This is a genomic window from Pseudomonadaceae bacterium SI-3, from assembly GCA_004010935.1.
Lineage (GTDB): Bacteria > Pseudomonadota > Gammaproteobacteria > Pseudomonadales > Pseudomonadaceae > Stutzerimonas.
Genome location: CP026511.1, coordinates 1,531,241 through 1,557,811, shown reverse-complemented (window position 1 = coordinate 1,557,811; position 26,571 = coordinate 1,531,241). Strand labels below are relative to the sequence as shown.

Annotated in this window: 31 protein-coding genes; 20 read left to right on the top strand and 11 right to left on the bottom strand. The window is 59.7% G+C overall.

The window, feature by feature from the left end; genetic code table 11:
- Positions 1–207: 207 nt before the first annotated feature.
- Positions 208–849, top strand: coding sequence for a cold-shock protein (locus C1896_07525; GenBank protein ID AZZ44777.1), 642 nt, complete (start codon positions 208–210; stop codon positions 847–849).
- A gap of 51 nt (positions 850–900) precedes the next feature.
- Here the strand turns inward: C1896_07525 and C1896_07520 are convergent, their stop codons facing one another.
- A complete protein-coding gene (locus tag C1896_07520; protein ID AZZ44776.1) occupies positions 901–1,107 on the bottom strand; it encodes a hypothetical protein in 207 nt (68 codons plus the stop codon).
- Positions 1,107–1,535: an HIT domain-containing protein gene (locus C1896_07515; GenBank protein ID AZZ44775.1), complete on the bottom strand. Its 429-nt coding sequence runs from the start codon at positions 1,533–1,535 to the stop codon at positions 1,107–1,109. The genes C1896_07520 and C1896_07515 overlap by 1 nt, the downstream gene beginning before the upstream one ends.
- Positions 1,536–1,993: 458 nt before the next feature.
- On the opposite strand from C1896_07515, the gene C1896_07510 reads away from it, so the two are divergent.
- From C1896_07510 to C1896_07495, 4 genes are all read left to right on the top strand, one after another.
- Complete coding sequence (locus C1896_07510) at positions 1,994–3,250, top strand: outer membrane porin, OprD family (GenBank protein AZZ44774.1); 1,257 nt, start codon at positions 1,994–1,996, stop codon at positions 3,248–3,250.
- A gap of 165 nt (positions 3,251–3,415) precedes the next feature.
- Complete coding sequence (locus C1896_07505) at positions 3,416–5,131, top strand: proline--tRNA ligase (GenBank protein ID AZZ47568.1); 1,716 nt, start codon at positions 3,416–3,418, stop codon at positions 5,129–5,131.
- 8 nt (positions 5,132–5,139) lie between these two features.
- Positions 5,140–6,087, top strand: coding sequence for a hypothetical protein (locus C1896_07500; protein ID AZZ44773.1), 948 nt, complete (start codon positions 5,140–5,142; stop codon positions 6,085–6,087).
- Positions 6,088–6,095: 8 nt separating this feature from the next.
- Positions 6,096–6,668, top strand: coding sequence for a transglycosylase (locus C1896_07495; GenBank protein ID AZZ44772.1), 573 nt, complete (start codon positions 6,096–6,098; stop codon positions 6,666–6,668).
- Positions 6,669–6,695: 27 nt separating this feature from the next.
- Here the strand turns inward: C1896_07495 and C1896_07490 are convergent, their stop codons facing one another.
- Positions 6,696–7,157, bottom strand: coding sequence for a TlpA family protein disulfide reductase (locus C1896_07490; GenBank protein ID AZZ44771.1), 462 nt, complete (start codon positions 7,155–7,157; stop codon positions 6,696–6,698).
- Between the two features lie 35 nt (positions 7,158–7,192).
- Positions 7,193–8,413, bottom strand: coding sequence for a hypothetical protein (locus tag C1896_07485; GenBank protein ID AZZ44770.1), 1,221 nt, complete (start codon positions 8,411–8,413; stop codon positions 7,193–7,195).
- A 161-nt stretch (positions 8,414–8,574) separates the two neighbouring features.
- On the opposite strand from C1896_07485, the gene arsC reads away from it, so the two are divergent.
- The 3 genes from arsC to C1896_07470 are packed head-to-tail and all read left to right on the top strand — an operon-like array spanning position 8,575 to position 9,933.
- Positions 8,575–8,928 carry an arsenate reductase (glutaredoxin) gene (gene arsC / locus C1896_07480; protein ID AZZ44769.1) on the top strand — a complete coding sequence of 118 codons (354 nt, stop codon included), beginning with the start codon at positions 8,575–8,577 and terminating at the stop codon, positions 8,926–8,928.
- Positions 8,925–9,530 (top strand): NAD(P)H:quinone oxidoreductase, encoded by a 606-nt coding sequence (locus tag C1896_07475; protein ID AZZ44768.1) that lies wholly within the window; start codon positions 8,925–8,927, stop codon positions 9,528–9,530. Before arsC ends, C1896_07475 begins: the two co-directional genes overlap by 4 nt.
- Entirely contained in the window at positions 9,523–9,933 is a 411-nt protein-coding gene (locus C1896_07470; GenBank protein AZZ44767.1) for a DUF2069 domain-containing protein, read from the top strand. The genes C1896_07475 and C1896_07470 overlap by 8 nt, the downstream gene beginning before the upstream one ends.
- 192 nt (positions 9,934–10,125) lie before the next feature.
- Here the strand turns inward: C1896_07470 and C1896_07465 are convergent, their stop codons facing one another.
- From C1896_07465 to C1896_07455, 3 genes are all read right to left on the bottom strand, one after another.
- Positions 10,126–10,830 carry a DnaA regulatory inactivator Hda gene (locus C1896_07465; protein AZZ44766.1) on the bottom strand — a complete coding sequence of 235 codons (705 nt, stop codon included), beginning with the start codon at positions 10,828–10,830 and terminating at the stop codon, positions 10,126–10,128.
- Positions 10,827–11,915: an AI-2E family transporter gene (locus C1896_07460; protein AZZ44765.1), complete on the bottom strand. Its 1,089-nt coding sequence runs from the start codon at positions 11,913–11,915 to the stop codon at positions 10,827–10,829. The genes C1896_07465 and C1896_07460 overlap by 4 nt, the downstream gene beginning before the upstream one ends.
- A 124-nt stretch (positions 11,916–12,039) precedes the next feature.
- The gene (locus C1896_07455; GenBank protein ID AZZ44764.1) at positions 12,040–13,176 is read right to left on the bottom strand and encodes a DUF2066 domain-containing protein; all 1,137 of its coding nucleotides are present in this window, start codon (positions 13,174–13,176) and stop codon (positions 12,040–12,042) included.
- A 327-nt stretch (positions 13,177–13,503) separates the two neighbouring features.
- On the opposite strand from C1896_07455, the gene C1896_07450 reads away from it, so the two are divergent.
- The 5 genes from C1896_07450 to dapC are packed head-to-tail and all read left to right on the top strand — an operon-like array spanning position 13,504 to position 17,900.
- Positions 13,504–14,562: a phosphoribosylformylglycinamidine cyclo-ligase gene (locus tag C1896_07450; GenBank protein ID AZZ44763.1), complete on the top strand. Its 1,059-nt coding sequence runs from the start codon at positions 13,504–13,506 to the stop codon at positions 14,560–14,562.
- On the top strand, positions 14,562–15,212 hold the full coding sequence (locus tag C1896_07445) for a phosphoribosylglycinamide formyltransferase (protein AZZ44762.1): 651 nt from the start codon (positions 14,562–14,564) through the stop codon (positions 15,210–15,212). Before C1896_07450 ends, C1896_07445 begins: the two co-directional genes overlap by 1 nt.
- Before the next feature lie 8 nt (positions 15,213–15,220).
- Complete coding sequence (locus C1896_07440) at positions 15,221–15,931, top strand: DUF3108 domain-containing protein (GenBank protein ID AZZ44761.1); 711 nt, start codon at positions 15,221–15,223, stop codon at positions 15,929–15,931.
- A gap of 57 nt (positions 15,932–15,988) precedes the next feature.
- The gene (locus C1896_07435) at positions 15,989–16,654 is read left to right on the top strand and encodes a hypothetical protein (protein ID AZZ44760.1); all 666 of its coding nucleotides are present in this window, start codon (positions 15,989–15,991) and stop codon (positions 16,652–16,654) included.
- A 49-nt stretch (positions 16,655–16,703) separates the two neighbouring features.
- Positions 16,704–17,900 carry a succinyldiaminopimelate transaminase gene (gene dapC, locus C1896_07430; GenBank protein AZZ44759.1) on the top strand — a complete coding sequence of 399 codons (1,197 nt, stop codon included), beginning with the start codon at positions 16,704–16,706 and terminating at the stop codon, positions 17,898–17,900.
- Positions 17,901–18,096: 196 nt separating this feature from the next.
- Here the strand turns inward: dapC and C1896_07425 are convergent, their stop codons facing one another.
- A complete protein-coding gene (locus tag C1896_07425; GenBank protein ID AZZ44758.1) occupies positions 18,097–18,342 on the bottom strand; it encodes a hypothetical protein in 246 nt (81 codons plus the stop codon).
- Between the two features lie 186 nt (positions 18,343–18,528).
- Here C1896_07425 and C1896_07420 point away from each other — a divergent pair, with 186 nt between their 5' ends.
- The 4 genes from C1896_07420 to C1896_07405 all read left to right on the top strand — a co-directional run bounded on the left by C1896_07420 (position 18,529) and on the right by C1896_07405 (position 21,691).
- A complete protein-coding gene (locus C1896_07420; GenBank protein AZZ44757.1) occupies positions 18,529–18,900 on the top strand; it encodes an ArsC family reductase in 372 nt (123 codons plus the stop codon).
- Between the two features lie 44 nt (positions 18,901–18,944).
- Positions 18,945–19,979: a 2,3,4,5-tetrahydropyridine-2,6-dicarboxylate N-succinyltransferase gene (dapD, locus tag C1896_07415; protein ID AZZ44756.1), complete on the top strand. Its 1,035-nt coding sequence runs from the start codon at positions 18,945–18,947 to the stop codon at positions 19,977–19,979.
- Positions 19,980–20,075: 96 nt separating this feature from the next.
- A complete protein-coding gene (locus C1896_07410) occupies positions 20,076–21,281 on the top strand; it encodes a cysteine desulfurase CsdA (protein ID AZZ44755.1) in 1,206 nt (401 codons plus the stop codon).
- Positions 21,278–21,691 carry a Fe-S metabolism protein SufE gene (locus tag C1896_07405; GenBank protein AZZ44754.1) on the top strand — a complete coding sequence of 138 codons (414 nt, stop codon included), beginning with the start codon at positions 21,278–21,280 and terminating at the stop codon, positions 21,689–21,691. The genes C1896_07410 and C1896_07405 overlap by 4 nt, the downstream gene beginning before the upstream one ends.
- A gap of 33 nt (positions 21,692–21,724) precedes the next feature.
- Here C1896_07405 and C1896_07400 read toward each other — a convergent pair whose 3' ends face one another.
- On the bottom strand, positions 21,725–22,531 hold the full coding sequence (locus C1896_07400) for a tRNA cyclic N6-threonylcarbamoyladenosine(37) synthase TcdA (GenBank protein AZZ44753.1): 807 nt from the start codon (positions 22,529–22,531) through the stop codon (positions 21,725–21,727).
- A gap of 159 nt (positions 22,532–22,690) precedes the next feature.
- Here C1896_07400 and C1896_07395 point away from each other — a divergent pair, with 159 nt between their 5' ends.
- The 3 genes from C1896_07395 (at position 22,691) to C1896_07385 (ending at position 25,129) form a co-directional block, all read left to right on the top strand.
- Positions 22,691–23,839, top strand: a complete 1,149-nt coding sequence (locus C1896_07395; GenBank protein AZZ44752.1) for a succinyl-diaminopimelate desuccinylase — start codon at positions 22,691–22,693, stop codon at positions 23,837–23,839.
- Complete coding sequence (locus tag C1896_07390; protein AZZ44751.1) at positions 23,833–24,636, top strand: SAM-dependent methyltransferase; 804 nt, start codon at positions 23,833–23,835, stop codon at positions 24,634–24,636. The genes C1896_07395 and C1896_07390 overlap by 7 nt, the downstream gene beginning before the upstream one ends.
- 121 nt (positions 24,637–24,757) lie before the next feature.
- The gene (locus tag C1896_07385) at positions 24,758–25,129 is read left to right on the top strand and encodes a hypothetical protein (GenBank protein ID AZZ44750.1); all 372 of its coding nucleotides are present in this window, start codon (positions 24,758–24,760) and stop codon (positions 25,127–25,129) included.
- Between the two features lie 61 nt (positions 25,130–25,190).
- Here C1896_07385 and C1896_07380 read toward each other — a convergent pair whose 3' ends face one another.
- Both C1896_07380 and C1896_07375 read right to left on the bottom strand, forming a co-directional pair.
- Positions 25,191–25,757 (bottom strand): DUF1285 domain-containing protein, encoded by a 567-nt coding sequence (locus C1896_07380; protein ID AZZ44749.1) that lies wholly within the window; start codon positions 25,755–25,757, stop codon positions 25,191–25,193.
- Positions 25,758–25,766: 9 nt separating this feature from the next.
- Positions 25,767–26,369 (bottom strand): DUF4823 domain-containing protein, encoded by a 603-nt coding sequence (locus C1896_07375; GenBank protein ID AZZ44748.1) that lies wholly within the window; start codon positions 26,367–26,369, stop codon positions 25,767–25,769.
- Between the last annotated feature and the right edge of the window lie 202 nt (positions 26,370–26,571).

The window sequence follows — 26,571 nt, the reverse complement described above, 5'->3', positions numbered from 1 at the left end:
AAAGCTCAACACGACCCATCTCACCCTCGCTCAATCGCCAACCTCAACCTTATCGAATTGAGCGACGCCACTCTTTACTGTTAAATTCGCGCGCGCCGTAGGCCGGGCACCATCAAATATGAGCGATCGCCGAACTTACGCTCAGCGTCTCCACTTGCCCGAAAGCCTGCCGTTTTCTGTCGTGCTATTTAACTGCGAGTCATAAGAATGCTTAAGATCCTTCATGTATTAACGGGCGTAGCCGCCCTGTTGTTATCCTTCGTACCCAGCTTGACCGGCGCCATGCCTCTGCTGATTCAGCCAGCAGCGTTGTGCCTGCTGCTTCTGGGCTTGCTGAACGTGCAGTTCGCCGCCTCAACTCAACTGAACACCAACGGTCATGCCCGTCCGCTTTTATTCGGCGCATCCGCACTGCTAATCGCTTCAGTCGCCATCCAGACTGCCATCGTATTGATTCCAGTCGCCAGCGTCGCGGGCCAGCCGGCAACCCTGGCCAGTCTCATGCTCGCCTTTATCGCCGTACTGCTGCAATTGGCAACAAGCCAAACCAAAGCCCCAAGCGTGAGCAGTTCCAACCGCGGCTCTGGCAAAATCCGCAAAGCCCAGCCCAGTCACGCCACTGCTCCGACAGCAGGACGCGAGACTGGCACCGTCAAGTGGTTCAATACTTCAAAGGGTTTCGGTTTCATTTCCCGTGACAGTGGCGACGACGTCTTTGTCCACTTCCGGGCAATTCGAGGCGAAGGCCACCGGATACTGGTCGAAGGCCAACGCGTCGAATTCACAATCATGATGCGCGACAAAGGCCTTCAGGCTGAAGACGTAGTCGCCGACCAGCCGGGCCACTGACAGCTCAGGAAGGGCGCCAGCGCACGCTGCTGTTATAACGCCGCCGCCCTGTCAATAATGGGGCGGGGGCGCTTCGTCTCCCTCCCCCTCCACCCTGCTTTGCAGATCTTCCTGCCGCCTTGCGAGCATACCTAGCTGCGCCTGCAGTCTGTCGACTGTGCGCTGTTGTGCGACCAGCACATCATTGAGGGTCTGGATAGTGTCGTCCTGAAAAGCCAGGCGCGCTTCCAAATCGGTGATGCGTTGCTCCAGGTCCATTAGTTACCCCCCTCGAACTGAAAGCCATCGGTGAGCACGAGCTTCAACTTCTGCTTGATTGCGGCTAGCTGCGCTTCGCTGTAAGGCTTGGCGGCCTGAAAGCCCCAGACCGGAGCCGGCCAGGCCGTGTCGCCCCGACGCCGAGCGATCACATGCACATGCAGCTGGCTCACGACATTGCCCAGTGTTGCCACATTCATCTTGTCCGCGCCAAAGGTGTCTTTGACTATTTCCGCCAGGGCCGTCGCCTCTCGCCACAACAGTTGCTGATCGGCCGGATCCAGCTGGAACAGCTCACTCACCTCCTCCCGACGGGGCACCAGGATGAACCATGGATAACTGGCATCATTCATTAACAGCAACCTGCATAACGGAAAATCACCCAGCGTCACCGAGTCCTGCTGCAAGCGTTCATCGAGAACGAACATAACGGTCTCCTTTGCCTAATTAGATGTCGGCGCCAGCTAAGCTTTGTCTGATCGTTTGCGGCAGGATACTCCAGCGCTCGAAAGCGATCAGCAAGGCAACGCGCCCCAGCGAGGTGCAATCAGGTCAGAAACCAGCCCTGCTTTAGCGCAAGCGGCAACATGCCTCGGCTCGAATCGGCGCCAAAAATCAGTGAATGAATTTTGTGCACGGTTATTGCTTTGAACAAAAAAGCTGCTTGAACGGGGGAAGAAAATCGCGGATAGCTGAGTTAAGCTTGCTCGCGCCAGTTTACCCAGCTACACAGTAATTCTCGGAAATACATTCCAGACTTGCTGCAGGTCACGACCAGCTAGGCAAACGAAGGACTCAATTGAGCTTGTATACCGAAAATAAAGATGCCTCTTTCCGGCGCACGCAGGAAAGCAAGCACCAATTTGAAACCAAAGGAGCAATCACAATGCAAGTGATGAAGTGGAGCGTTATTGCAATGGCCGTTGCGGCCGGCACGTCGCAAATGGCGCTGGCGTCCAGCCAGTCCGAATCGGAAGGCTTTGTGGAAGGCAGCAGCCTGACCATTCTGAATCGCAACCTGTATATGAACCGTGATTTCCGCGGCGACGCAGCTCAAAGCTATCGCGAAGCTTGGGGCCACGGCTTCATTGGCACCTTCGAGTCCGGTTTCACTCAAGGCACCATCGGGGTAGGTGTTGACGCGATTGGCCTGCTGGGCGTCAAGCTTGACAGCGGCGAAGGTCGTGCCTGGCCGGACATTTTCCCGAAGGACAGCGAAGGCAAGCCGCAAGATGACTATTCCTCGGCCGGCGTAGCAGTCAAATTCCGCGTTTCAGATACCGTACTGAAGTACGGCACTCAGTTCGTGGCCCTGCCGGTCTTTTCCACCGACGACGCCCGCCTGCTGCCAGAAACTGCACGCGGCGGTCTGATCACCAGCAGTGAGATCGACGGACTAGAATTGAACGTCGGTCGCTTTACCGCACTGAGCGCCAAGTCTGAAACAGACCATGACTCCGTAGGCCTAGAAGAGATCAACCTCGTCGGCGGCACCTACGCGTTCAGTGACAACCTCAGCACCTCGCTGTATTACTCGGATGTAAAAGACGCGTTCGAGAAAGTCTACGGCAATGTCAACTATAACTTGGGCCTTGGTGCAGACCAGTCGCTGGCTTTTGACTTCAATATCTACCAGACAGAGTACGAATCGGAATTCACCGGCACCGGTAGCGACGAAGACAACACTATCTGGAGCCTTGCTTCTACCTACGCCCTTGGCGCTCATAGCTTTACGGTCGCTTATCAGAAATCCCACGGTGGCTACGATACAACCGGCTACACGTACGGCATCGATGGCGGCGGCACTGTATGGCTGAGCAACTCTGTCCAGTATTCCGACTTCTATTACGAAGACGAACAGTCCTGGCAGGTTCGTTACGACCTGGACATGACCACTTATGGCGTTTCCGGGCTGAGCTTCATGACTCGCTATGTTGATGGCAGCAACATCAACATGGGTGCTGGCAACCCAGACGCAGAAGAATCCGAGTGGGATATCGAAGCTAAGTACGTATTCCAGGAAGGCCCAGCTAAGGATCTATCCCTGCGAGTCCGCCAAGCGTTTTATCAGGCCACTAACGGCTTGGATAACGATTTGAGCGACACCCGCCTGATCGTCGAGTACCCGCTGAGCATCCTGTAATACAGACCTATCAGCTGTAGCTTGAGCTAAAAAGGAAGCCCGGCCCTGCGCCGGGCTTCTTCGTTTATGCATGCGCACGCCATCGGAACGATTCTGTACGCCAGAGTATCGCCACCGTACAATGCCGAGCCAAATTCTCCGCTCTGCAAGGACACAACGGCCCACATGCGCACCAGTCAGTTCCTGCTCTCGACCCTTAAAGAAACCCCTTCCGACGCGGTTGTTATCAGCCATCAGCTGATGCTGCGTGCCGGGATGATCCGCAAGCTGGCGTCCGGCCTCTATACCTGGATGCCGATGGGGCTGCGCGCGCTACGCAAGGCCGAGGCTATCGTTCGCGAAGAAATGAACAAGACCGGCGCGCTAGAAGTGTTGATGCCTGGGATACAGCCTGCCGAACTCTGGCAGGAAACCGGTCGTTGGGAGCAGTACGGTCCAGAGCTACTGCGCCTGAAAGATCGTCATGACCGTGAATTCTGTGTAGGCCCGACTCATGAAGAGATCATCACCGACTTGGCGCGCAACGAGCTGAACAGCTACAAGCAACTGCCGATCAACTTCTACCAAATACAGACCAAGTTTCGCGATGAAATCCGTCCTCGCTTCGGCCTGATGCGCGGGCGCGAATTCATCATGAAGGACGCCTATTCGTTCCATGCTGACCAACAGTCACTGCAGGAAACGTATGACCGCATGCATCAGGCGTACTGCAATATCTTCACGCGTCTAGGATTGAATTTCCGTCCCGTTCAGGCGGATACCGGCTCTATTGGCGGCACGGGTTCGCATGAGTTTCATGTACTGGCCGAGTCCGGTGAAGACGATATCGCATTCAGCGACAGTTCCGATTACGCGGCCAACATCGAGAAGGCCGAGGCGATCCCCCGCGAGACTGAGCGCAGCTCTGCGACCAAAGAGCTCCGTCTTGTGGATACCCCAAACTGCAAGACGATTGCTGCACTTGTCGAGCAGTTTCAACTGCCTATTGAAAAAACGATCAAGACCCTGCTTGTACGGAGCATCGAGAAGGACCAACTGATCGCACTGATCGTTCGTGGCGATCATGAGCTGAACGAGATCAAGGCGGCGAACCTGCCTCAGGTCGCACAACCGCTGGTATTCGCGACCGAAGCGGAAATCCGCGCCACCATGGGTGCCGGCCCTGGCTCGCTAGGCCCGCTGAACTTGCCGATCAGCTGCGTCATTGATCGTTCTGTGGCGCTAATGAGCGATTTCGTGGCGGGAGCCAACCAGGAGGACAAGCACTACTTCGGCGTCAATTGGGAGCGTGACCTGCCGCTACCTGAGGTGGCGGACCTGCGCAACGTAGTTGCAGGCGACCCAAGCCCAGATGGCGTCGGCACGCTGATCATCAAGCGCGGCATCGAAGTCGGGCACATCTTCCAGCTGGGTACCAAGTACAGCCAGGCGATGAATTGCAGCGTGATGGGTGAAAACGGCAAGCCTGTCATCTTGACCATGGGCTGCTACGGCATCGGCGTGTCTCGTGTCGTCGCGGCCGCCATCGAGCAGAACTACGATGAGCGCGGAATTATCTGGCCCGAGGCCCTCGCCCCGTTCCAGATCGCGCTGGTCCCAATGAAGTACGAAAACCAGGCCGTCCGCGAAGCAACCGATAAGCTCTACGCGGAACTCACCGCTGCTGGCTATGACGTTCTCCTCGACGACCGTGACAAAAAGACCAGTCCAGGCGTCAAATTTGCCGATATGGAGTTGGTGGGAATACCGCATCGCATCGTTGTAGGCGACCGCGGGCTTGCTGATGGCACTCTGGAATACAAGCATCGCCGCGATGCCGAAAGCCAGGCCATCCCTGCTGCCGACATCCTCGAATTCATCAATTCCCGCGCCAGCCGCTGACGGAAATCATGCTCAACCGAAGTGCTTCAACTTGCGCCATGCTCTGCATGGCGCTTTTTGTGGGTGGCTGCGCCAATCAGCTGCCTCAACGTAGCGAACAAGAAGCCCGTACCGAACGCAGACTGCTCGACCACAGTCTGCGCATTGAGGTGGGAGCGCCATTGCTCGAGCTGCCACAGCGACGTATCCGAATACTCGACCAGAAGACCTTCGAAGTCACCGACTTCGAGGTGACACGCCGCTATGATCGCTATACACCCTATCAGCCCTGGCGCGAGCTATACGAGATTCCGCTGGGCGCTGTTGCGGTGGTCGCAGGTATTAGCGCCAATGTGCTCAACGTCGTGTTGCTCGGCAACCTACCGGAAAGCGCCACTCGCGACTGGATCAGCTACGGTTTTGCGGGCCTCAATCCGTTCGTCAATGTTGAGTCCAACGGCCGTTCGCAGCAGAACCTTGCAAGCCTTGACGAGCAGCGACGCGACGCCCGGCTCGAGTACTCCAGCCTGCCTTGGGCTGAGCGCCCGGTGGAGGTCGTTGCGGCCAACGAGACACACGAACTGAGCACTGATCGCAACGGCGTGCTGCGCCTGAATCTACTTGATGGCCCCTTCGCCGATCAGGACATCAGCCAGGTAGGCAAGCTTCAGCTACGGGTCGAAGAACCGCAGGACGGTACCCGCGCTGACGCCACGCTTCTTGTCAGTCGCGCCCTGCGTGGCAAGCTTCTCGAAGCGCACGACCTGATCTTCGATGACCTCGAAGGTGACGATGTCAATCAATGGGTGCATCGCGTCAAGCGGCTTTCAGAGCTTGGTCTCGAGGAGGAAGCCAGCGAGCTTGAACAGAGCTTGATTGAGCTGACCCGCAACGATCCAGATTTGCAGCAGGAGTTTCTCCGGAGCCTGATGCAGGATGCTGGTCGCCAGGCACACGATCCAGGCGAAGGCGACTAGGCCGCGTCATGAAGCCGCTCCGACTCCTGTGGCTGATAATGCTGGTGGTTGCCTGGCCAGTCTCTGCGACTGTTCGCCAGGCACCCGAACCGGAGCTTCGCGAACTGATGCAGCGCACCGTGGCAGAAGCTGAGAGCTTTCAGGATCGTTTTGATGCGGAAGTCTGGCTGCTCGATATGTCGACTCGCCTGAAGCGCTACGTTCGTGATCCGCAGGAGCGTCTGACTTTGCTTCGGTTGGTGCATCAGGAGGCCAGCAAGGCGGGGCTCAAACCAGATATCGTTCTGGCACTGATCCATGCTGAAAGCCACTTCGACCGTTTCGCCATTTCCAGCGTCGGCGCGCAGGGCATGATGCAGGTGATGCCCTTCTGGAAAGCCGAGCTAGGACGACCGCAAGACAATCTGACCGACAACGCCACCAACCTCCGCTACGGCTGCACCATCCTCAGCTATTACCTGAAGAAGGAAAACGGTGATATCAACCGAGCGCTGGCACGCTATAACGGCAGCCTCGGCAAACATCACTATCCAGCAAAGGTCATCGGCTTCTGGCAGGATTTCTGGTACGTCAAGCCTTGACGACGGGCGCCAGCGCCCGAATAGCCACTACCCCTCGCTCCGTAGTTTATCCAACCTGGCGAGCAGCCCTTCCGCCGTTTGCTCACCCACCAGACTCTCGCGAACTTCCCCGCCAGCATCGACAATATAGGTGACCGGCAGCACTGCACTGCGTGGCAGGCCCAACCGCTCCGCCGGATCGACGCTGAGCACTCTGAATTTGATGTTCAACTGTTTGGCCGCAGCGACCAGCTCGTCGCCTTGCAGCCCGTCGAAATTCACGCCCAGTACCGTGATGTCGTCCCGCGACTGGTCCAGTGCGTTCAGTTCGGGAATTTCGGTTCGGCAAGGGCCGCACCATTCGGCCCAGTAATTGATCAGCAGCCACTGCCCGTCGAGCTGCTGCGCAGTGACATTAGCGCCGTGCTGGTCCGCCCCCCAATCCTCACCACAGCCCACCAGCATCAAGCAGGCGAAGGCACCAAGCAATCCGCTGAGTCCTCTGTTCATGTTCGTTTTCCTTGCGCTGCTGAGTATCGGCTCGTTCAGACGCGCTGCGACTGCAGCCAATCCGCGACGCTACCACCAAACAGGCTGGCCTGCTCGCGCTGAAGCAGCTCCATGGATTGACGCAGCGTTGGGTACCAGGGCTCATCCAGATGCTCCGGTAGCGCCTGCTTACCCGAGAGAGGCCACGGGTTGGAACGCAACAGCTGATCGAAGCTGTAGCTGTTGAGATCGCGACAGAGCACCCAACCGGAAGAGCCGGTCCGACAAACAAGCTGCTCCCGCTCGAAGAACTCGAGGATCTCATCCCATTCGTCCTCCGGCAGCTTCCAGCCGCTTCGGTGGGCATCGCGTAAACGCACCTCTCGCCCGGCCTGCTGATTTTCGTAAAGCACGCGCAACAACCCGAGCATGACCAGCAGCCGCGGTACCGAGCGGCGTCGCCATTGCTGTGACGATGACAACCCGCACACCAGTTCCGCCCCGAACAACACGATCATCCAGGACAGATAGACCCACAACAGAAACAGCGGCACTGCGGCAAACGCCCCGTAGATCAGCTGATAGCTGGGGAAATAGCTGACATACAAGCCGAACAATTGCTTCGCCGTTTCGAAAAGCACAGCGGTAAACGTCCCACCTACCAATGCATGCCGCAGCGGCACTCGAGTGTTCGGCACAGCTGCATAGATCAATGTGAATGCCGCGACACTGAGCAACAAGGGCATCGCTTTTAAAACGGTGCGCGCGCCAATCAGCGCATGCGGGCCCGATATCAGCGACAACGACGTGATATAGGTGCTCATGGCAAATCCCGCACCCAGCAGCAACGGGCCGAGACTAAGGATCGCCCAGTACAGCAGAAAGCTTGAGATCCCGCGGCGCGGTTGGCGCACCCGCCAGATCACGTTGAACGCCTTTTCGATGGTCAAAAGCATCATCAGCGCGGTTGCCATCAGAAACCCCACGCCGAACCAGGTCAGCTGCCTCGCCTGATCAGTGAAGGCAACCAGATAGTCCTGAATGGTAGCGCCCGTGGAAGGAATGAAGTTGCTGAAGATATATATCTGGATCTGCTCGCCGATCCCCTGAAACGCAGGAATGGCGGAAAGCATGGCGAATGTCACCGTCATCATCGGCACCACTGCGAACAGGGTGGTATAGGTCAATGCGGCAGCGCTGTGTGGGCCGCGATCCGCGAGGAAACGCTGCACCAAGAAACGACCGAACTCCACAAAATCCTTGATCCGCTGTTGCATTCAATCCCCTCGGTGTCAGTCGCGATCGCCGAAACCCGGTTATCCGCAGGCCTGTAGCAAGTAAAAGCCTACCTTGGCAGACAGCCCTCCGCGACCACCGTTTCAAGCGCCACAGCTTTGAGGGTTAGAATGGCCACCTAAATTGGCGCGAAGCAACCCAAATGACCGAATTGATCCTTTACCACAACCCACGCTGTTCGAAATCACGAAGTGCCCTGGAACTGCTCGAACAACGCGGCCTCTCCCCTTCCGTCATCCGGTATCTCGAAACGCCTCCGTCGGCTGCTGAGCTCCAGCAGATACTTGCCAGGCTGGGCATCAGCCCACGCCAGCTGCTACGCAGCGGCGAGGAAGAGTACAAAACCCTGAACCTCGCCGACCCGACGCTCACTGATGGGCAGATCATCGACGCCATGGTCGCTCACCCGAAACTTATCGAACGGCCGATACTGGTAGCCGGTGATGTGGCGGTGATTGGTCGACCGCCGGAAAAGGTACTGGAGATCCTGCCATGAGTGCACCGTACGTCCTTGTGCTGTATTACAGCCGTCACGGCGCCACTGCGGAAATGGCCCGGCAAATTGCCCGAGGCGTCGAACAGGCAGGGCTTGAGGCACGATTGCGCACCGTACCGGCCGTGTCTGCCGAATGCGAGACGGTTGCGCCTGCGATTCCCGAGCATGGCGCCATTTACGCAACGCTGGATGACCTGAAGCATTGCTCCGGCCTCGCTCTTGGTAGCCCGACCCGCTTTGGCAACATGGCCGCCCCGCTGAAATACTTCCTCGACGGCACCAGCGGACTCTGGCTGACCGGCGAACTGGTCGGTAAACCTGCTGGCGTGTTTACCTCCACCTCCAGCTTGCATGGCGGTCAGGAGACCACGTTGCTGTCCATGCTATTACCCCTACTGCACCACGGCATGTTGCTGCTCGGCCTGCCGTACAGCCAAAACGCCTTGCTTGAAACTCGTGGCGGCGGCACCCCCTACGGCCCCAGCCACCATGCCGGAGCAGATGGCAAGCGTGCATTAGATGAGCATGAAATCAGTCTTTGCCGCGCACTGGGCCAACGCCTCGCCGAAACCGCCAAGCGTCTGGAGAATAACCGTGGCTAGAAAGCCGAAACCCCTGCCGTCGCTCGAATGGCTGACGCCACGGGTAAAACTCAGCCGCGCGATCAGCCTGGCCAGTTTCATTGGACTGGCCGTGCTATTGGTGGTCTGGAATCTGGCATTTGCCGATCTGCACGGCGCGCGCACCTGGGTGGTGGTCAGCATTCAGCTGATTCCGCTCCTTCTGGTGGCCCCTGGCATGATCTCCGGAAGCCCGCGCGCCCATGCCTGGACCTGTTTTATCGTCAATCTGTACTTCATTCAGGGCGTGCTTGCCGCTATCAACCCCGCCCGGATGGTATACGGCTGGCTGGAAGCAATCATCAGCCTGACGCTCTTCATAAGCGCCCTGCTCTATACCCGCTGGGCTTATCAGTACGGTCGCAAAGCGGCAGGTGAAAGCTGAGACGAGCAGGAGGCACAGCGAGGCGAAGCGTCAGGTTCTCAGGTAACGTTGGACAGCGTCGGTGGGCTGAAGCCCACCCTACTCCAGCAGTTCAACCTACTCTCGGGTGAGCCGCATGACGACGTTTCGGTTCAGCTTGGCCGTGCTGACCTGCAAAGCCGGGCCGAACTCAACAGCCTGCTGCCAGCGTTCCTACCAGCCGAGCGTTTCCTTGAGAAACGGGATGGTCAGTTTGCGTTGCGCCTGGAGGGAGGCCTGATCGAGCCGGTCGAGCAACTCGAACAATGCGCTCATGCTGCGGGCACCGCGAGTCAGGATGAAGCGGCCTACATCGTCCGGCAGGTTCAAACCGCGGCGCGATGCTCGAAGCTGCAAGGCGCGCAGCTTGTCCTCATCCGAGAGTTCCTGCAGTTGAAACACCAGCGATAGACTCAAACGGGACTTGAGATCTGGAAGCTGTACAGCGATCTCTCGCGGAGAGGCATCGGCGGCGAGCAACAGGCGTCGACCACTGTCGCGAAGCCGATTGAACAGATGGAACAAGGCTTCTTCCCACACCGGATCGCCCGCTATGGCATCCAGATCATCCAGACAGACCAGCTCGCTCTGTTCCAGATCATCCAGAAGCGCCGGGCCGTATTCCGCCACTTCCGCCAACGGCAGATACACGGCCAGTTCACCACGTTGTTCGACGCGCAAACAGGCGGCCTGAAGCAAATGACTGCGCCCGACGCCAGTACCGCCCCACAGATAGATCAATTCATCGGACCAACCAGCCGCAGGCGAACAGACTCGCTCGACATAGCCAAGCGCGGCCGCATTGGCGCCCGGGTAGAAGTTGGCAAAGGTGGCATCGTCACGAAGACGAATGCCCAGGGGAAGCTGAATGGGTTTCATGGTTGGCGGGGTGGGTCGGCCGGCGGCTCTGCATAAAGATCCGAGAGTTTATAGAGATCATGCACATGGCGCAGCAGGACCATGATCACCGCCGCAACTGGCAATGCCAGGAGCACGCCGGTAAAACCAAACAGCTGCCCCCCAGCCAGCACCGCGAAGATCACCGCAACGGGGTGCAGGCCGATACGGTCACCCACCAGCAGCGGGGTTAGCAGCATGCCTTCCATCATCTGCCCTACTGTGAACACCGCCGCGACGCCCAGCAGGGGATAGAGCTCCAGACCAAACTGGAACAGCACGGCAATCACTGCTGCGCCTATACCCACCACGAACCCCATGTACGGCACGATGCTGGCGAGGCCAGCCAAGACACCGATCAACAGTCCCAATTCGACACCGACCAACATGAGACCAGCGGAATAGACGACAGCCAGCGCCAACATAACCAGCAGCTGACCACGCAGAAACGCGCCGATGACCTCGTGGCATTCGCGCATCAGCGCCATGACAGTATCCTCGCGCCGCCGCGGTAGAAGCGTGCGCAGTTTGGCCATGATCAGGTCCCAGTCCCGCAGTAAATAGAAACACACCACCGGCACCAGCAGGAGATTCGCCAACCAGGCCAGCAAGGCGATGCTCGACGCCGTAGCCTGACTGAGGATGATCGCTACCACGTCCTTGGTGCTGCCGAGATTGGCGGAAAACGCGCTCTTGAGCTGATCGACGCGCCAGAAATCGTCGTCGAGGCCAAACCGCGCTTGCACCCAGGGCAGCGCCGTCAGCTGCAGCCAGTCCAGGCCCAGCGGTGCAAGCTCATAGAGATGCATCAGCTGCTTGCCGAGCATCGGAACCAACACCAGCAGCAGCAACAGACACAGCAGTGTGAACAGTGAGAAAACCAGAATCACACCCCAGGTTCGGGACAGCTTCCAACGCTCCAGCCGGTCTACCAGTGGGTCGCCCAGATAAGCCAGCAGGATGCCGACCAGAAAAGGCGAAAGGATGGGTGATAGCTGATAGATCAACCAGCCAATCAAAAACAGCGCCACCAGCCATAGCCAGCGGTTGTTGTGGGTGATGGTCATGTTCTAAACGTCTTGTTTGGGTGATCTGAGGCCGCTGGCTACAGCAGGCGAAAGGGGAAACCGTGAATCGATGAATGCCATGGGTCGCAAAGCCCACTCCGACTTACTGTCGGGCGGATAACCTCTACCAACGGTAGCGCAGTAACGTGCCCTGATCTGCCGGCTCGGATTGCTCGCTTGCCGGTGCGCCAGGCTCGTCGAGAGGAGAATGGGTATTGCTTGGCTGCGCTTCAGCGTCGCCGGCCGACACGTCACCGTCGCCGATGGGCTCGACGTCAGCATCGGCGCCCGCGGCGTCTATCGTTTGCACGTCGATTTCATCGGGAGCGACTTCCTGCAGTCGCGCCAAGGCTAGCTGAGCCCGCAGTTGCTCTGGACTGGCGCTGAGGCGATACACCAGCCGATCGCTTTCGACCCGCTGCAAGCGTGCGCCGAAGGGTTCAAGCAGGCGATCTAGCTCGGCGAAACGCTCCACGTCAGCCCCAAGCACCTCTAGCGTGATCTCCGTTCTGTCGCCGGGCTTAACGCGGTACTGCGGCGCCAGGAATGTGCTTACGGCAAGCATGACCTCATCGGCCAGCGCGGATCGGGTGTCGCCACTCGCCTTGCCCTGCGTCTGTTTGTCGCCAACCCAGAGACGCCAGTTGGCTTGCCAGGTTTCGCCGGACTGTTTAGCCATGACGGTTAGCAGCCCATCTGCATCGTACCGCTCCGACACATCGCGAAGCGCCTGTGGATCCTTTGCTGTGACGGTCTCGGGGGTGGCCACGAGCTGCTCACTCAGATCGGCCAACGGCAAACGCAACGGCAGGCCACGATGCTGGGCGGCCGCCCGTAAGTCGGATGAGCCCTCCTGCGCATCGCCAACAAGCTGCGAGCCGTTAGCCGACTCGCCCAGCCACCAGGTCAGGATGCTCGGGCGCTCAGCGCCCCATAATGAAAGCCCCGCTGACCGCAGCGCACGCTCGGTAGTCACCGGATCGAAGTTAACGATGACTGCGTCGCCCTCGTAGGCATAGCGGCTCACCAATTGCTGCGGATCGTTGCGCAATTGCGCAACGGAGCCCTGATCAGAGCTGGTGTCGCCGGTCAGACGCAGCACCAGCGTATCGAAGGCGTTTCGTAGCGCCTCTTCGCGCTCGGCTGGTTGTTGGCTGGCAACCGGCTCACGCACTTTGTAGAGATCGCTGACGGGTGCCGCCATGCCATGAGCGGACACAACTGCGCAGCACAGTGCGAGAAGACGGGAAGTTACGCGCATATTTTAGAAACTCGCTGGCTAGCCAGTCATGAGGGCCTGCCGGCCCCCTGCGGCGACCGGGTTCGGAATGATCAAGCGTTATACCTTAAACAGGCACCTAACTCGGGGCAACCGCAGCAGTCACCGCCTGCGTATCGCACCGCGGAAAACCGCGCCTGTCTCTGGCAAACCTATTCGACATCACCGATCACGGGATGGTCGCTGTGCGGCAAGCCTGATAAAATCGCGCGCTTTCCGCAGACCGGTCCGGCGCCCTCGCAGCGTCGCGACAGAAACCTGATTCTGACCCGGTCGCCCCCGCACTTCCCTTCACAGGTCCGGATTCTTATGAGCAAGCAACCCTCCATCAGCTACAAGGACGCCGGTGTCGACATCGATGCAGGCGAAGCGCTGGTCGAACGCATCAAAGGCGTGGCCAAGCGCACCGCTCGTCCTGAGGTCATGGGTGGCCTGGGCGGCTTTGGCGCGCTCTGTGAAATTCCGGCTGGTTACAAGCAGCCCGTTCTGGTTTCGGGCACCGATGGGGTCGGCACCAAGCTGCGCTTGGCATTGAATCTCAACCAGCACGACAGCATTGGCCAGGATCTGGTCGCCATGTGCGTGAACGACCTGGTGGTCTGCGGTGCCGAGCCGCTGTTCTTTCTTGACTATTACGCCACCGGCAAGCTCAACGTCGACATCGCCGCAACGGTTGTAACGGGTATCGGGGCTGGCTGCGAACTGGCCGGTTGCTCGCTGGTGGGCGGCGAAACCGCCGAGATGCCAGGCATGTACGAAGGCGAAGATTACGACCTGGCCGGTTTTTGTGTAGGCGTCGTGGAAAAAAGCGAAATTATCGACGGCTCACAAGTAGCCGCCGGCGATGCTCTGATTGCCCTTCCGTCGTCCGGCCCACATTCCAACGGCTATTCGCTGATCCGCAAGATCATCGAGGTAGCCGGCACCGATATCGAAACCACACAACTCGACGGCAAGCCGCTCACCGAATTGTTGATGGCGCCGACACGTATCTACGTGAAGCCACTACTCAAGCTGATCAAGGAAACCGGTGCGGTGAAAGCGATGGCGCACATCACCGGTGGCGGTCTGCTGGACAACATCCCACGCGTTCTGCCCGAAGGCAGCCAGGCGGTCATAGATGTCGCCAGCTGGCAGCGTCCGGCTGTTTTCAACTGGCTGCAGCAGCAAGGTAATGTCGATGAGCATGAAATGCATCGCGTACTGAACTGTGGCGTCGGCATGGTGATCTGTGTCGCCCAGGATCAGGTCGAAGCCGTGCTCGCCAATCTACGCACCTCCGGCGAAAACCCCTGGGTCATCGGCGAAATTGGCTCGGCTGACGAAGGTGCTGAACGCGTCCTGCTGAATAACCTGAAAACCCAGTAATGCACGCACCTTGTAATGTTGTCGTGCTGATCTCTGGGTCTGGCAGCAATCTCCAGGCTCTGATCGAAAGCCTCGACGAAGACAACAGCCCCGCGCGTATCCGCGCGGTGGTTTCGAACCGTGCAGAGGCCTTCGGCCTGCAGCGTGCGCAAGCGGCCGACATCGATACGCACGTTGTGCAGCACAAGGATTTTGCTGATCGCGAAGCATTCGACGCGGCTCTGATGGAAATCATCGACACATACCAGCCGCAGCTGGTGGTGCTAGCCGGCTTCATGCGCATTCTCACCGCAGGCTTCGTTCGCCATTACCAGGGTCGCCTGCTCAACATCCATCCGTCCCTGCTACCGAAATACAAGGGACTGGATACCCACCGCCGGGCACTCGACGCCGGTGACCAGGAACATGGTTGCAGCGTGCACTTCGTTACCGAAGAGCTCGACGGCGGCCCTGTGGCCATACAGGCCTGGTTAAAGATTGAACCCAACGAAAGCATCGACAAGCTGACCGATAGAGTGCATGCAGCCGAGCACATCATCTATCCGTTGGCTGTTCGCTGGTTTGCCGAGGGCCGCTTGCGCCTTGCCAAGCAAGGCGCGATGCTGGACGACATGCTGTTGCCGGCCACCGGCCATCTATTAAGAATTTAGGAGACATTATGCGTCGTGCCTTGCTGCTCGCCCTCGCCGTGCTGGCCCTGCCGGTCCAGGCTCTTGAGCTGAAGCCTTTCTCCGCTAGCTACACCGCGGACTGGAAACAGGTACCTGTCAGTGGCACAGCCCAGCGCAGCCTGGAAAAACGCGATGACAATACCTGGGAACTGGATTTCGAAGCCTCGATGCTGGTCGCCAGCTTCAATGAGCGCAGCGTTTTCACAGTCGAAGGCGAGACCTTCCTACCACAGAAATACCGACTCAAACGCAGCGGGCTGGGCAAGGGCAAATCCATCGAGCACGACTTTGACTGGCAAGCCAAGCAGGTAGTCGGAGAAGACCGTGGTGACCCGGTGAAGCTTCCGCTGAATCGCGGCCTGCTGGACAAGTCCACCTATCAGATCGCTCTTCAGCACGCGGTTGCAGCGGGCGAGAAGAGCATGAGCTATCAGGTCGTAGATGGCGACGAGATCGAAACCTACGATTTCCGCGTCCTTGGTGAGGAAAAAGTCAGCACGAAGGCCGGTCAGGTCGATGCGATCAAGGTCGAGCGCGTGCGCGATCCGACGCAGAGCAAGCGACAGACCATCCTCTGGTTCGCGAAGAATTGGGACTACATGCTGGTCCGCTTGCATCAGGTCGAAAAGGACGGCAAGGAGTACCAGATCATGCTCGAAGAAGGTACCGTCGACGGCCGACCCGTCAAAGGTAGCTGACCCATCTGCGCCAGCCCCACTGGCGCAGCATTGCCCCGCCTGAATTCGAGCCCGCCCATGATCGCACCCCGCGCTTTACTGCTCAGTCTCCTACCGGTTTTTGCCGGGTGTCAGTCACTGCAATGGGACGACCAGCCTCCGGCGCGACCGACCGAGCGACTGCAGGGCACCATCACCCAGCAGGACGGCAGATTGCAGTTCAGCAGCTGCCAGGGCCGACGCAACCTCGCGTTGCTCGACAGCGGCGCGACAGGACTGCCCGACGATGCACAGCCGCTGATGGCCGGAAGCAACCAGCCTTTATTTGCTGACATCCGTGGCAGTTTGATCACCCAAATTGGCGAAAGCGACCAGTTTCAGCTGACTAACGTGTATCGCCTGCAGACAGAGGGGCCGGGTTGCAGCGACGACACTTTCAACCGGTTGCTCCTGCGCGCGACGGGTCACGAGCCAGGCTGGAGCGTGAAGATCACCAGCGGCGGCTTGCTCCTTGAACGTCCCGGCCAACCGGCCTTGGCCTTGCCCTATCTGGAAGAGCAACTGCCCGGTGGGCAGACCAGCTTCAGTACCGAAGCCAACGATCAGCGCCTCGATCTGTGGGTAGCCCCGCAACGCTGCCTGGACAGCGCGACCGGCGCAGTCAGCCATCTGACTGCCGAGCTACGCCTGGACGGCCAGACCTTACGCGGCTGCGCCTACTACGGCGGCGCCCGCCAAGACTGAATCAATCGAGGCGCAGCCTGGCGCCTCTCGACGTTTTGAAGACCTGACCATGAATGACGCCTTGACCCTGTTGCAGCCCTATCCTTTCGAAAAACTGCGCGGCCTGCTTGCCGGTGCGCAGCCGCCAGCAGACAAGCGCGCAATCGCGCTGTCGATCGGAGAGCCGAAACACCGCTCGCCGGATTTCGTCGCTCAAGCACTGGCCGACAACCTTGACCAGCTTGCGGTGTACCCCACCACGCAGGGCATCCCGGCGTTGCGCGAGTCGATCGCCCGCTGGTGCGAGCGACGCTTTGGTGTGGCTCAAGGCTCAGTCGACCCGGCACGGCATGTATTGCCGGTCAACGGCACCCGTGAAGCGCTGTTCGCCTTCACCCAAGCCGTGGTCAACCGCGAACAGGGTGCGCTGGTGGTCAGCCCCAACCCCTTCTATCAGATCTACGAAGGTGCGGCACTTCTGGCCGGCGCCACGCCGCATTATTTGCCTTGCACTGCCGAAAATGGCTTCAATCCAGACTTCGACGCGGTTTCGGCAGAGGTCTGGCAGCAGACGCAGATCCTTTTCCTCTGCTCCCCGGGGAACCCGACCGGCGCCCTGGTCCCGCTTGAAACGCTGAAGAAGCTGATCGCATTAGCGGACGAATTCGATTTCGTCATCGCAGCCGACGAATGCTACAGCGAGCTGTATTTCGACGAAGACCAAGCGCCCGCTGGGCTGTTGACTGCATGCGCAGCGCTCGGACGCAACGATTTCAAGCGCTGCGTGGTTTTTCACAGCCTTTCCAAACGCTCGAACCTGCCGGGGCTGCGCTCCGGGTTTGTCGCGGGCGATGCCGACATTCTCAAAGCGTTTCTGCTGTACCGCACCTACCACGGCTGCGCCATGCCAGTGCAAACCCAACTGGCTAGCATCGCGGCTTGGAACGATGAGGTTCATGTGCAGGCCAATCGGCAGCTGTACCGGGAGAAATTCGACGCGATGCTGGAGATCCTCTCGCCGGTGATGGACGTGCAGCGACCGGACGGCGGCTTCTATCTGTGGCCGAAGTCGCCAGTGGACGACCAGCTTTTCACCCGCGAGCTGTATGCACGCGAGCACGTCACGGTGGTCCCGGGGTCCTACCTGTCACGCGAGGTAGACGGCGTCAGCCCAGGAACGGGCCGTGTGCGCATGGCGCTTGTGGCGCCGCTGGAGGATTGCGTCGAGGCCGCGGAGCGAATCCGCGCGTTCATCACGACGCTTTGACGTCATAGCCGGACGCCACGGCGTCCAGCTCAGCGCGTCAGGCGACACCTGGCGGAATCATGTCTTTGCCATAGTCGCGCAGTTTCTCCAGATTTTCCGGCTTCATGTGTTCGGGAACGTCAGCCTTCGTGTTTTCATCCTGCTTACCCTGCTCGTCCGTGTTCGGCTTTTCCGATTCGCTCATGACACCCTCCCGTCAGATCGCATTTTCTTCCCAGATCAGCTCACCTTCATCGCTGACCTCCATGACCTTGGTCAGCGCTGCCTCCGCGGCCACGTCAGCCTCGGACGCGAGGTCGTAACGGCGCCCGTTAGCGACTTTGAAAACATGTGCATTTTCGTCCGTGCCGCGACGCTTGATGGCGATCACCGCCTCGAACCCCTCATCAGCAGGAACGGCGGATGAAATGGCCTCGTGGTTCTCGAAATGCTTGCGTGCCATACATGACCTCATCGTTACGATTGTGATCAATGGACAACATCTTGGGGGGAAAAGGTCGAGCCTCTTTACTCGGGTGGCAAGCGCATGCGACAGGGAGGTCAGGCCGGCTTCGCGCCACAGACGGCAGGCTTCGTCTCATCGTGGCATAATCCGCGGCCCAGTTTGGCCGGAGAATGCGGAGCTGTTATGCCCGATAAAAGCAAAGGACGCTGCCTGTACGGCATCAAGGCGTGCGACACCATGAAAAAAGCCCGTACCTGGCTCGACCAGCAGGGGCTAAGCTATGAATTTCACGACTACAAGAGCGCTGGGATCGACCGCGCCCACCTGGAAGCCTGGTGCAATGAACATGGTTGGCAGATCGTACTCAACCGTGCTGGCACGACCTTCCGCAAGCTGGACGATGAGCAGAAAGCCGATCTTGACCAGGCAAAGGCCATCGAACTGATGCTGGCCCAGCCGTCGATGATCAAGCGCCCAATTCTGGATCTGGGCCACAAGACGCTCGTTGGCTTCAAGCCAGACACCTATGCTGCCGAGCTGGCAGCCAAGAACTGAGACCCGCTCGCCGAGACGAGCGCGACTGATAAAGGACTCCCCCTATGAGCAATTCCCTCTTCAGCCTGGCGTTTGGCGTCGGCACCCAGAACCGCCAGGGCAGCTGGCTGGAAGTTTTCTATGCGCAGCCACTGCTGCACCCGAGCGGCGAGCTGGTCGCCGCCATTGCGCCCCTGCTGAATTATGAAGGTGGCAATCAGGCCGTCACCATCAATACCACCCAGGCGGCTCAACTGGCCGATGCCATCAAGCCACTCGACACCGCTCAACATGCATTGTTGACCCGCCTTGCCGAAAGCCAGCGCCCGTTGGTCGTGACCTTGCTCGCCGAGGATGCAGCACTGACCTCCACCCCTGAGGCCTATCTCAAGCTGCATTTGATTTCCCATCGTCTGGTCAAGCCGCACGGCTTGAACCTCACTGGCATCTTCCCGCTACTGCCTAACGTCGCCTGGACCAATCAGGGCGCCGTCGATCTGGCCGAGCTGGCCGAGCGCCAACTGGAAGCGCGCCTGAAGGGCTATCTGCTGGAAGTCGTCTCGGTCGACAAAATCCCGAAGATGACCGACTACGTGGTGCCGGCCGGTGTTCGTATCGCCGACAGCGCGCGTATCCGCCTCGGCGCCTACGTCGGTGAAGGCACCACGGTGATGCATGAAGGCTTCATCAACTTCAACGCTGGCACCGAAGGCCCGGGCATGATCGAAGGCCGTGTCTCCGCTGGCGTGTTCGTCGGCAAGGGCTCGGATCTGGGCGGCGGCTGCTCGACCATGGGCACCCTGTCCGGTGGCGGCAACATCGTCATTTCGGTCGGCGAAGGCTGCCTGATCGGCGCAAACGCGGGGATCGGCATTCCGTTGGGCGACCGAAACACCGTGGAATCCGGCCTCTACATCACAGCCGGCACCAAGGTGAATCTGCTTGATGAGCAAGGCGAGCTGGTCAAGGTCGTCAAGGCGCGCGAACTGGCCGGCCAGACGGATCTGCTATTCCGCCGCAATTCGCTGAGCGGTGCGGTCGAATGCAAGACGCACAAGTCTGCGATCGAGCTGAACGAGGCGCTGCACGCGCACAACTAAACGCAGCGTCAAAACGTCGACAGGCCGGCGCTAGCTCGCCAGCCTGGTTTACGCAGTTCCTCCATCAGGCGTCCCGTCCTGCCTTCAGGAGTCCCCATGCCGCTGACATCCCCCTGGCGCGCCGATTTTCCCGCCTTGGCTATCCTTGAGGCGCAAGGTCAGACCTATCTGGACAGCGCTGCCACTTCGCAGAAGCCGCAGGCACTGATCGATGCCCTCACCGGCTACTACACCAGTGGCACCGCCAATGTGCATCGAGCCCAACACCAACCGGCAGAACGGGCGACCCGCGCATTCGAGGACTCACGTATCAAGGTGGCGCGCTGGCTCAACGCCGCATGTCCGACCGAAATCGTTTTTACACGCGGCGTTACCGAAGCACTGAATCTCCTGGCCTACGGGCTTGAGCACCTGATTTCAGCTGGCGATGAAATCGTCGTCAGCGCCCTTGAGCACCATGCCAACCTGCTGCCTTGGCAGCAATTGGCCAAGCGACGTGCCGCCAAGCTTGTCGTACTGCCGCTCGACGAGCGCGGCATTATCGACATCGAGGCAGCAGCCAGCCTGATCGGCCCGCGCACCCGCCTGCTTGCCGTCAGCCAGCTATCGAACGTGTTGGGCGCGTGGCAGCCATTGCGCGAGTTGCTGCCAATGGCCAAGGCGCAGGGCGCGCTCAGCATAGTCGACGGTGCCCAAGGCGTGGTTCACGGCCGACATGACCTGCAGGCGCTGGACTGCGATTTCTATGTGCTCTCCAGTCACAAGCTGTACGGCCCGGAAGGTGTTGGCGCGCTCTACGGCCGGGGCGAGTCATTGCTCAAACTCAAGCATTGGCAATTCGGCGGGGAAATGGTCCGTGTCGCTGATTTCCAGCATGCCGACTTCCACGCGGCCCCATTGGGTTTCGAAGCCGGAACCCCGCCCATCGGGGGTGTGATCGGCCTGGGCGCCACGCTGGACTACCTGTCGAAACTGGATGCCGATACCGTTGACCGGCACGAGCTCGCCCTGCATAGCGCGTTGCGCACAGGTTTGACCGAACGGGCAGGCCTGCGACTGCTCGGCGATCCGCAGCTGGCGCTGGCAAGCTTTACGGTCGACGGCGTCCATCACGGAGATCTGGCCCACCTGCTGACCGAACAAGGTATCGCCATACGCAGCGGCACCCATTGTGCGCAGCCCTTGATGAAAAGACTGGATATCGAAGGCGCGATTCGCGTATCGCTCGGGCTGTATAACGACGGACTCGATCTGGAGCGATTCTTCGATGCGCTGGATCGGGCACTGGAAATGTTGCGATGACCGCGCTTCCCGAAGCCGCCGCCGAAACGCTGCAAGCCTTTCAGTTGGCTGCCGGCTGGGAACAACGGGCGCGGCTGTTGATGCAATGGGGTGATCGCCTTGAGCCCCTGAGCGACACCGAACGCAACGCGCTCAACCTGGTTGCCGGATGCGACAGCAAGCTCTGGCTAGTCGGCGAGCGACAGGACAACCACTGGCATTTCCGCGGCACCAGCGAGGCGCGTCTGTTGCGTGGGCTGCTCGCCGTGCTGCTGGTTCGCGTCAATGGCCTGAATGTCAGCGAGCTACAGCAGCTCGACATAGCGGAATGGTTCAGCCAGCTTGGCCTCTCACGTCAGCTTTCGCCATCACGGGCCAATGGGATGAATGCCGTTATTGGCAGAATGCGAGAGCTGGCAGCCGCTACCTGACCGGCGCTAACAGAGGCCAGACAAACGCCGCTATCAGGTTTTCAGACGCTCCGCCGGCCGCCGCGCCCCGGCGACCAGCTTGTCTACCGCCTTAGCCGCCGCGACCAGACCGAAACTGGCCGTCACCATCATCGACGCGCCGAACCCGCCGGCACAGTCGAGCTTCACCCCTTCACCGACGAAGCTTTTGCTTTGACAGACGCCACCATCTGGCTTGGGGTAGCGCAGCTGTTCGGTGGAAAACACACACGGCACGCTGTAGGTCCGACCAGGGGTTCGAGAGAAATTGTATTCACGCCGTAATAGCGAACGCGCTTTCGCCGCGAGGGGGTCGTTGAACGTTTTGTTCAAATCAGCGACCTGGATCTGGGTGGGGTCCACCTGTCCGCCCGCGCCCCCAGTGGCGATGATCTGGATCTTGCGACGTTTGCACCAGGCGATGAGCGCGGCCTTGGCCGGCACGCTGTCGATGCAGTCAATAACGCAATCCAGCTGCTCGGTGATGTACTCGGCCATGGTTTCGCGAGTCACGAAGTCGGCCACGGCGTGAACCACACACGCCGGGTTGATCGCCTTTATCCGCGCCGACATTTCATCCACCTTTGGCTTGCCCACCGCGCCTTCGAGCGCATGGACCTGCCGGTTGGTGTTGGTGATGCAGACATCATCGAGATCGAACAGACTGATTTCACCGACGCCACTGCGCGCCAGCGCTTCGGCCGCCCAAGAGCCGACCCCGCCGATACCGACCACCGCGACATGCGCAGCCGCTAAACGCTGCAGCCCCTCGGAGCCGTACAGACGGGCAATGCCGCCGAAACGTTGATCGTCGATAGACATGTCATACCTCAAACAAGACGTTTGCCGATTATAGGCCCGAGCCCCACGTCGTCGCAGCCAGGCATACCGAGGCGTTTCGAAAACGGGTCTTTCCGGTCCGCTGCTGCCCTCATTTTTAATTTAATATGGCGCCTTTTCCCGCCTTGCCCCGGAGCTGTGATGATCGCCGCCGCCCTCTCACCGACCCTCGAACTCGCCTGCGAGCTGATCAATCGGCCATCGGTCACTCCGCTGGATGAGGGCTGTCAGCAACTGATGAGTGAGCGCCTCGCCGCCTGCGGCTTTGCTATCGAGCCGATGCACATTGAGGACGTCGAGAACTTCTGGGCAATCCGTGGCACCGAAGGTCCCGTGTTGTGCTTCGCCGGCCATACCGACGTGGTCCCTACCGGCCCGATACAGGCGTGGCAGAATCCTCCGTTTGCCGCGCGAATCGACGAAAACGGCATGCTTCATGGCCGTGGCGCTGCCGACATGAAAGGCAGCCTGGCGTCGATGATTGTCGCGGTCGAGCGCTTTACCGCTGAGCATCCGGACCACAAAGGCCAGATCGCTTTCCTCATCACCAGCGACGAGGAAGGCCCTGCGCACCACGGCACAAAGGCTGTGGTAGAGCGCTTGCGTGAGCGCGGCCAGCGGCTTGACTGGTGCATCGTTGGTGAGCCATCGAGCACTACGCTGGTCGGCGACGTGGTCAAAAACGGCCGCCGCGGCTCGCTCGGTGGCACGCTTACGGTTCGCGGCCAACAGGGCCATGTGGCTTACCCGCATCTTGCCAAGAACCCGATCCATCTGGCGGCACCGGCACTGGCCGAACTGGCGGGTGAACACTGGGACGATGGCAATGACTTCTTCCCGCCGACCAGCTTCCAGATCTCCAATCTGAATTCGGGCACAGGCGCCACCAACGTCATCCCCGGCACGCTGGAGGCGGTGTTCAATTTCCGTTTTTCCACCGAATCCACCGTCGAAGGGTTGCAGCAACGCACTGCGGCGATTCTCGATAAACACGGTCTCGACTGGAACGTCGACTGGGCCCTTTCGGGCCTACCCTTCCTGACTGAACCCGGTGACCTGCTCGACGGCGTGGCTGCGGCAATCCGCAGCGTCACTGGCCGCGAGACCACACCGTCCACCAGTGGCGGCACCTCGGACGGGCGTTTCATCGCGACTTTGGGCACCCAGGTCGTCGAGCTGGGCCCGGTCAATGCAACGATTCATCAGGTGGATGAGCATATCCTCGCCAGCGACCTCAACCTGCTCACCGAGATCTACTACCAGACCCTGGTCAACCTGCTCGCATGCTGACCTGTCCTATCTGCCACGCCGAGCTCAGCGCGGCGGACAACGGCGTCGCCTGCCCGGCTAATCACCGATTCGATCGGGCCCGCCAGGGCTATCTCAATCTGCTGCCAGTGCAGCACAAGAACAGCCGCGACCCGGGCGACAACCAGGCCATGGTCGAGGCGCGGCAGCGCTTCCTCGAGGGGGGTTACTACGCACCGCTGGCGAGGCGACTGGCACAGCTGGCAGGCGAACGCTCACCGAGTCGCTGGCTGGATATCGGCTGTGGCGAAGGTTATTACACAGCGCAGATTGCTCAGGCTTTGCCCGATGCGGACGGCTACGCGCTGGACATCTCCCGTGAAGCCGTCAAACGCGCCTGTAAGCGTGCGCCGCAGATCGAGTGGCTGGTAGCAAGCATGGCACGGGTGCCACTGGCTGATGCCAGCTGCGATCTGCTGGCCAGTGTATTCAGCCCGCTGGACTGGACCGAAGCACGGCGTCTGCTAGCACCCGGCGGCGGTCTGCTGCGCATGGGTCCGACTAGCGAGCACTTATGGGAATTGCGAGGTCTGCTGTACGACGAAGTCCGCGACTACGACGATCAGAAGCATCTTTCGCTGATCCCCGAAGGCATGCACCTCGCTCACAGCGAGACACTGTCCTTCGAGCTGCAACTGGATGACCCACAAGCCCGTGCTGATCTACTGGCGATGACCCCGCACGGTTGGCGCGCCAGCGCCGAACGCCGCGCAGCAGTCATCCAAGCGCCATTGCACGTACGGGTTGCGATACGCTATGACTGGATTCAGCGAGACTGATCAGGTTATCCAAACGAATACGGCATCGGCTTTTGGGTCGATCCAATGCGTCTGATGCAGCCTTCTAGGCTTCAACAGTCAACATCAACCGGCTGCAACATCAGCCAGACAAGGCCATCCCATGCGTCAACCGGATATCGAAATTTACCTAAGGGACGCGAGCCAGGACGCCGTCACTGAGTGGCTGAACCAGGCGGTCGGAAGCTGCTCTGCCTGGCAAGCCAAGGGTAAAACCTTCAAGTGCAGAGCCGGCGACATTCCAGTGATCTGGCTGCCGAAGGCCGTGGGAAAGTGGCACAGCCTGTTGCTCGAAAGCGACTCGACACCCTGGGAAGATGATGTCGCCTGCGCCCGCGACGCCTATCAGGCACTAGGAGTAGAGATTCGCTGCGCGCCGGGCGGTTGGCAGGAAGAAGAATCGGTGGAAGACGCCGACCGCTGGATCAGCGTCAGCGAGCGCGGCGAAGCCGAAATCCTCTGGCGGACCGACTAATCACCCATTGGCACAGCACGCGCGATACGGCTTCCTTCTGTAGCGATACGCCCTATTCGAACTACTCGGAGCGACCGATCGGGAAAAACTGGCCTTGGCTCCAGACCCCCAGCCAATCGCCGCCATCGATTTCACGCGGCACGGCCAGTTCCACCAACTGGTAGAACACGTTGCGATGAATCAGCGCTTCGAGGTTGGCCCGCACATGAACGTAGGGTGCTGGCTCCTGAGTATCCGGATCTAGCTCGACCCGGATTGGGTGCTCTGCTCCCGCTTCGGTTTCGTCGCCGACATTGGTGATAAAGCGCAGCACCTGGGCTTCTCCGCTTCCCTCTGCCACCAGTTCAACCGCCACGAACGGCGCATCATCCACCTTGATGCCGACCTTCTCGACTGGGGTCACCAGGAAGTAATCATCGCCGTCTCGCCGGATCACCGTGGAAAACAGTCGCACCATAGCAGGCCGCCCGATAGGCGTGCCCTGGTAGAACCAGCTACCGTCGCGCATGATCCGCATGTCCAGATCACCACAGAACGGCGGATTCCACAGGTGCACCGGTGGCAAGCCTTTCTTCTCGGCTTTGGGAATCTGACTCAACAGATTCGCAGCTTTTCCCGCATCGCTCATATTGGCTCCTCAGCGCCCCAGGCCTATCAGACGCCGGGCGTAATCACGCAAGGGCGGACCCAACAAGACCTGCGGTGTCGCGTCATAGATGTTTAGCAATCCGCCGCGACTGCGAATACTTGCCGTATCGGCCAGATACCTATTGCCGGTCTCGATCAGCATCAACTGAACCGTGCTCGTATCAACACCCAGTCGATCAAGCGCGCGTTGGTCATCAAACTCATCGAAACTGCCGATACGGTCGTCTGCTGCGGCGAATCGTGTGTACAGCAAGTAATGGGCACCAGCGATTGCCGCCTGGTTCAATGCTTCTTCCAGTCCTACAGGTTCTGGAGCACGCCGGACCAGCGGAAAGTACAGAACAAAGCTCTCAAACGCCTCTTCGGCTACTACGTTCGGGCGCGGATAGGCGCCACCTGGGGGAACGAAGTGACCCTGCGCAATGTAGATGAACGAGTCGGGCTGCAGGCGCCACGAGGCGGACCTGACAGTCTCGCTATGGTCGAGAATACCAACGTCGCGCAGCTGATGGCGGGTCCCCTCAGCCATGTCGCTTACCTTCATGCAGCCGCTTAACAGGAGTGCGGCCACGATAAGGCTAAACACATTCATCTCTCGCTCCAGACGTGACGGAAAACCGACTATTAGCGAAGCAATGCAGCAAACACGCCAGTTCGACGATGCGCCGTTCACTATCGCCTTCCGTCGTGCAGCAATGAACTAGTGCCGTCAATTGATGGGGTGCCACCGATATCCTGCGAAGCGAATAGTAGCCCGCCATACGTGCATGATTGGCACCATGGCCCTGCGGATA

Coding starts and splice junctions, on each gene's coding strand:
- C1896_07525 (AZZ44777.1), top strand. CDS start 208: ATGCTTAAGATCCTTCATGTATTAACGGGCGTAGCCGCCCTGTTGTTA.
- C1896_07520 (AZZ44776.1), bottom strand. CDS start 1,107: ATGGACCTGGAGCAACGCATCACCGATTTGGAAGCGCGCCTGGCTTTT.
- C1896_07515 (AZZ44775.1), bottom strand. CDS start 1,535: ATGTTCGTTCTCGATGAACGCTTGCAGCAGGACTCGGTGACGCTGGGT.
- C1896_07510 (AZZ44774.1), top strand. CDS start 1,994: ATGCAAGTGATGAAGTGGAGCGTTATTGCAATGGCCGTTGCGGCCGGC.
- C1896_07505 (AZZ47568.1), top strand. CDS start 3,416: ATGCGCACCAGTCAGTTCCTGCTCTCGACCCTTAAAGAAACCCCTTCC.
- C1896_07500 (AZZ44773.1), top strand. CDS start 5,140: ATGCTCAACCGAAGTGCTTCAACTTGCGCCATGCTCTGCATGGCGCTT.
- C1896_07495 (AZZ44772.1), top strand. CDS start 6,096: ATGAAGCCGCTCCGACTCCTGTGGCTGATAATGCTGGTGGTTGCCTGG.
- C1896_07490 (AZZ44771.1), bottom strand. CDS start 7,157: ATGAACAGAGGACTCAGCGGATTGCTTGGTGCCTTCGCCTGCTTGATG.
- C1896_07485 (AZZ44770.1), bottom strand. CDS start 8,413: ATGCAACAGCGGATCAAGGATTTTGTGGAGTTCGGTCGTTTCTTGGTG.
- arsC (AZZ44769.1), top strand. CDS start 8,575: ATGACCGAATTGATCCTTTACCACAACCCACGCTGTTCGAAATCACGA.
- C1896_07475 (AZZ44768.1), top strand. CDS start 8,925: ATGAGTGCACCGTACGTCCTTGTGCTGTATTACAGCCGTCACGGCGCC.
- C1896_07465 (AZZ44766.1), bottom strand. CDS start 10,830: ATGAAACCCATTCAGCTTCCCCTGGGCATTCGTCTTCGTGACGATGCC.
- C1896_07460 (AZZ44765.1), bottom strand. CDS start 11,915: ATGACCATCACCCACAACAACCGCTGGCTATGGCTGGTGGCGCTGTTT.
- C1896_07455 (AZZ44764.1), bottom strand. CDS start 13,176: ATGCGCGTAACTTCCCGTCTTCTCGCACTGTGCTGCGCAGTTGTGTCC.
- C1896_07450 (AZZ44763.1), top strand. CDS start 13,504: ATGAGCAAGCAACCCTCCATCAGCTACAAGGACGCCGGTGTCGACATC.
- C1896_07445 (AZZ44762.1), top strand. CDS start 14,562: ATGCACGCACCTTGTAATGTTGTCGTGCTGATCTCTGGGTCTGGCAGC.
- C1896_07440 (AZZ44761.1), top strand. CDS start 15,221: ATGCGTCGTGCCTTGCTGCTCGCCCTCGCCGTGCTGGCCCTGCCGGTC.
- C1896_07435 (AZZ44760.1), top strand. CDS start 15,989: ATGATCGCACCCCGCGCTTTACTGCTCAGTCTCCTACCGGTTTTTGCC.
- dapC (AZZ44759.1), top strand. CDS start 16,704: ATGAATGACGCCTTGACCCTGTTGCAGCCCTATCCTTTCGAAAAACTG.
- C1896_07425 (AZZ44758.1), bottom strand. CDS start 18,342: ATGGCACGCAAGCATTTCGAGAACCACGAGGCCATTTCATCCGCCGTT.
- C1896_07420 (AZZ44757.1), top strand. CDS start 18,529: ATGCCCGATAAAAGCAAAGGACGCTGCCTGTACGGCATCAAGGCGTGC.
- dapD (AZZ44756.1), top strand. CDS start 18,945: ATGAGCAATTCCCTCTTCAGCCTGGCGTTTGGCGTCGGCACCCAGAAC.
- C1896_07410 (AZZ44755.1), top strand. CDS start 20,076: ATGCCGCTGACATCCCCCTGGCGCGCCGATTTTCCCGCCTTGGCTATC.
- C1896_07405 (AZZ44754.1), top strand. CDS start 21,278: ATGACCGCGCTTCCCGAAGCCGCCGCCGAAACGCTGCAAGCCTTTCAG.
- C1896_07400 (AZZ44753.1), bottom strand. CDS start 22,531: ATGTCTATCGACGATCAACGTTTCGGCGGCATTGCCCGTCTGTACGGC.
- C1896_07395 (AZZ44752.1), top strand. CDS start 22,691: ATGATCGCCGCCGCCCTCTCACCGACCCTCGAACTCGCCTGCGAGCTG.
- C1896_07390 (AZZ44751.1), top strand. CDS start 23,833: ATGCTGACCTGTCCTATCTGCCACGCCGAGCTCAGCGCGGCGGACAAC.
- C1896_07385 (AZZ44750.1), top strand. CDS start 24,758: ATGCGTCAACCGGATATCGAAATTTACCTAAGGGACGCGAGCCAGGAC.
- C1896_07380 (AZZ44749.1), bottom strand. CDS start 25,757: ATGAGCGATGCGGGAAAAGCTGCGAATCTGTTGAGTCAGATTCCCAAA.
- C1896_07375 (AZZ44748.1), bottom strand. CDS start 26,369: ATGAATGTGTTTAGCCTTATCGTGGCCGCACTCCTGTTAAGCGGCTGC.